Origin of the sequence: Peribacillus sp. NPDC096447 (assembly GCF_044762725.1) — a bacterium.
GTDB lineage: Bacteria > Bacillota > Bacilli > Bacillales > DSM-1321 > Peribacillus.
On sequence record NZ_JBIWEV010000024.1, the window covers coordinates 1 to 3,549 of the forward strand.

General features: G+C 33.2%; 4 protein-coding genes. All 4 read right to left on the reverse strand.

Annotation, left to right across the window (positions count from 1 at the left end; translation table 11 throughout):
• Positions 1 to 278: 278 nt before the first annotated feature.
• Positions 279 to 1,232: an anti sigma factor C-terminal domain-containing protein gene (locus ACIQZD_RS26095; protein WP_402907783.1), complete on the reverse strand. Its 954-nt coding sequence runs from the start codon at positions 1,230 to 1,232 to the stop codon at positions 279 to 281.
• Entirely contained in the window at positions 1,219 to 1,719 is a 501-nt protein-coding gene (locus ACIQZD_RS26100; RefSeq protein ID WP_402907786.1) for an RNA polymerase sigma factor, read from the reverse strand. Before ACIQZD_RS26100 ends, ACIQZD_RS26095 begins: the two co-directional genes overlap by 14 nt.
• A gap of 966 nt (positions 1,720 to 2,685) precedes the next feature.
• Positions 2,686 to 3,147 (reverse strand): GNAT family N-acetyltransferase, encoded by a 462-nt coding sequence (locus tag ACIQZD_RS26105; protein WP_402907789.1) that lies wholly within the window; start codon positions 3,145 to 3,147, stop codon positions 2,686 to 2,688.
• Positions 3,148 to 3,335: 188 nt separating this feature from the next.
• On the reverse strand, positions 3,336 to 3,549 hold a 214-nt coding region (locus tag ACIQZD_RS26110; RefSeq protein ID WP_402907792.1), incomplete at its 5' end, for a lipid II flippase family protein.

Sequence of the window (3,549 nt, forward strand, 5' to 3'; positions counted from 1 at the left end):
ATTGGAAGGTTATTTGGCATGCACAAATTCAGTATAGCATGAAATATTTTAAGTTTTCATTGAAAAATGTTGACTAACTATTAGCTGGTTTAGTTAATTAAGGGTACTTTCCCTTGAATTTGAATGTATGATAATGGGAAGAATCATAGGTTCAAAAGGCCGCCAGTTGGCGGCCTTCTTATGGCTCTAACGCACCCGATTGTTGAAGAAATATTTTAAATTAAATTGCTGCGGAGTTATTCCGTAATAATATCTTTTATAATCTCAAAAACTAAACTTTACTTTCTATCAACAACCGCACCTAAAACAATTGCCTTTGCATAGGGTTGATCACTTAAATTCTTAAGGTTTTCCGTGGTGCCGGTCACTACTACACCAATAACCTTTACGTCATCGGGTGATGGCTCCTTCTTTTCCTTTCTTAAAAAATCATAGATTCTTTTATACTCGTTTTTATACTTCCCTTTCATTTTCATTCCACTTTCTACAGCAAGAATAAAATCCTTCTCCGTTCCATCCCCATACTCGATGTATCCTGGCTCTGCATCAAATCCATATACGTAATGTGCAACTTCGGGCATATCCTCCAAATTTTTCAGGTTTTCATTCGTGTCAACCCAGTACCACACTGGCGTTATTTGATCAGGCAGCATTTTTTTTATATCTTGAACCGTGTAACTTTTATTAAAAGAAATCGCCATTTCAGCTACTTTGTCTGGATGACCTTCTAACAAAGAAACATCATTTAAGTAACCGGTATACTTACCTTTCGGATGATAAAATTGCATTTCCCTTTGCAAGGTATCACCGTGATAAAAATGTCGGGTGCTTGCATCTTCTTCACCGAATTCGAAAGGATTCCGGTCATCAATTCTGCTAAAACTGTTGCGAAAGCTATATTCATAGACCTCTTTACCCCATAGTATTGGAGTTCCCTCGATTATTTTATATGCGTCATACTCTACTTCGCCACCAAACAAATTCCTTCTAGTAACATCACCTAGTAATTTGTAATTAGGGCGGGTAATTTGATCAACCATTCCAATGTCTCGACTCATATTGTCTGCTCCTCTATAGGTCAATTGCAAAATACCAATGAGTATTACGGGGACAAGAATCAGTGTTACGATTATCGATATCAAAACTTGCTTAATCAGCGTTTTCCTCTTTGCCTTTTTGACCATATTATTAACTTTTTGATCATCCAATACGATCTCATCATTTTTTTCCATGTTCCGACCTCCCATATACCTTTTCGAATTGTTTCCTTGCTCGGTACAACCATGTTTTCACTGTTTCCTCTTTTATATCTAAAGTTTGGGCAATTTCCTTATAAGACATATTAAATTCATATTTCATGAGGAGAATATGTTTGTAGTCAGGTTTAACTTGATCCAATAATCCTTGAAATTCATGTTTCTGTTCTTCCGTCAACACCAAAGATTCTGGACCTTCTTCTTCAATTATGTGGGCTGGATGAATAGGAATGTATACTGCGCGTTTCTGCTTCCGACACAAGTCATAGAATTGGTTTACAGCTACTCTAAACAACCAAGAATTCAGCTTCGCCGGGTCAATCTCTCCCAAGTAAGACCATGCCTTTATCATCGTATCCTGGATAATGTCCTGTGCATCCATTTCGTTAACGCCCATTTTAAGTAAATATCGAAAGAGCATCTTCATTTTTTCTTTTAGGAAGTCTTCTAACTCATATTTCATTTCTTCCTCCTTTCATCTAATTAAACGAATGTACAAGTGAATATGTATACAAAATAAGTAATAAAAAATAGCACCTCTATATAGAAATGCTTTTTTTACAAACAAAAAACATACTTATTTAAATGTTTCTTCGCTTTTCTTATTTAAGTAATGCCACCCATAAAGTTTAAAAAGGTTTATTTTTTCGAATTACAGAACATATTCAACTATATGGCCCAATTGTTGAATAGATCAAAAAGCACGGTTCAACTAATCTGCCCCTTTAGTTCCATAAGAAAAAGGCTGCCTCAGCAACCTCCTTATGGAAGTAAAGCACCCGTTAGTTTAATTACAATGTTTCACAATCTCATCTAAACCTCTTTTTTATATTCGGATAAATAAGTGAAATGAACTATCTCACATTTCTTTAATTCACTGAAACTTTCTCTTGTAAAAAAAGGTCTTCCGTACATTTTTCTTGATTCCTAGCGACCTTTGTATCGATAACAAAAATGCTTTTTAACCACAAATTATTAATAGGTAAGGAACTTATATATGGCATATATCAATATACCTATCGGAACAAAAAATAACATTAGATTAACAACCTGAAAAAAATATAAAAGTGGTGTCTTTTTTTTAATTTAATTTGAATAAGCAAGAAAGCAATAAAAGAGATAATTGGATTATAAATCAATACATCCATCCAAGTAGATGGGATAAAACCATAATAACTTAATAAATAAGTAGCTATCATCGCGAAATTAAAAACAAATAAAATAATAGATAGATTGTAGGCGAAGACTGATTTCTTCACTATCGCATGCATTATGATCCATCCTTTCTGGTTAACCACCATAAATAGGTACTTATTTTTATCATTTTCCATTTTGAGATTGGGGGTGGCCTATTAAGGGAATGGAGCTGATCGCTACAGCTCTTTTATATTTTTTGTTCAATTGATCTGCCCCTAGTTAAAACAAGAAACTACAACTGCTTATAAACAAACTCTCTGTACTTTATAAAATTTTGCTTTTTATAAAAGTCCTTTGCAACACTGTTCTCAAACCAATAATCTAATTCTATTAAATCTATTCCTCGATCGTTCGCAATTTCATATATACATTCCATAAGACTTGAACCATAACCATTATTCCTCTTTGTATCCACTATGCTAATCTGGTGTACATAAACGGACTTATATCCTTTTTTAAATGCATTTTCCGGATATTCTCTTATCTCTATCCAAGCATAGCCAAGTGCTTCTTCATTATCTTCTAACAAAAGGAAAATAAAACTTTCGTTATTAATCAGACTTTTGAAAACTTCCTTCACGTTCTCATAGTTATATTCCTTAAAGTATTTAGGGTATAAATTTGAATGTAAATCGTGTACATATTTATTTAATTTAGCGACCAATTTAAAATTCCTGGTTTGACTAATTTTCATAACAAATCCCTCATCTATCTTTCACTACTTTAAATAATTGTACCTTTTTATGTAATTTGAGGGAAATTTTTAATATTTTCCTTATACAACTATCCTGCCCCGATAGTTGTATAAGAAAAAGCTGCCTTTTAGACAGCTCTGATCTTCAGCTAACGCACCCGTTAGTTGATTAAGAAATCAGATATTTATTAGACAATAAATTTAGTAAACCACGCAATATATCCTGCCCCTGGAATAAAAAATACTTGGGCTAGAATCGTTCCTAATAAACGAGAAGTAACCATCATAAGAGATACACCCTTGAGATTAAGGTAACTTCCCTTTTGATTTATTACGTCATCAGCAAGAATAGATATTTTAGGGTCAATAAAAATTATAAGTAAAATTGTAGCTATTCCATTT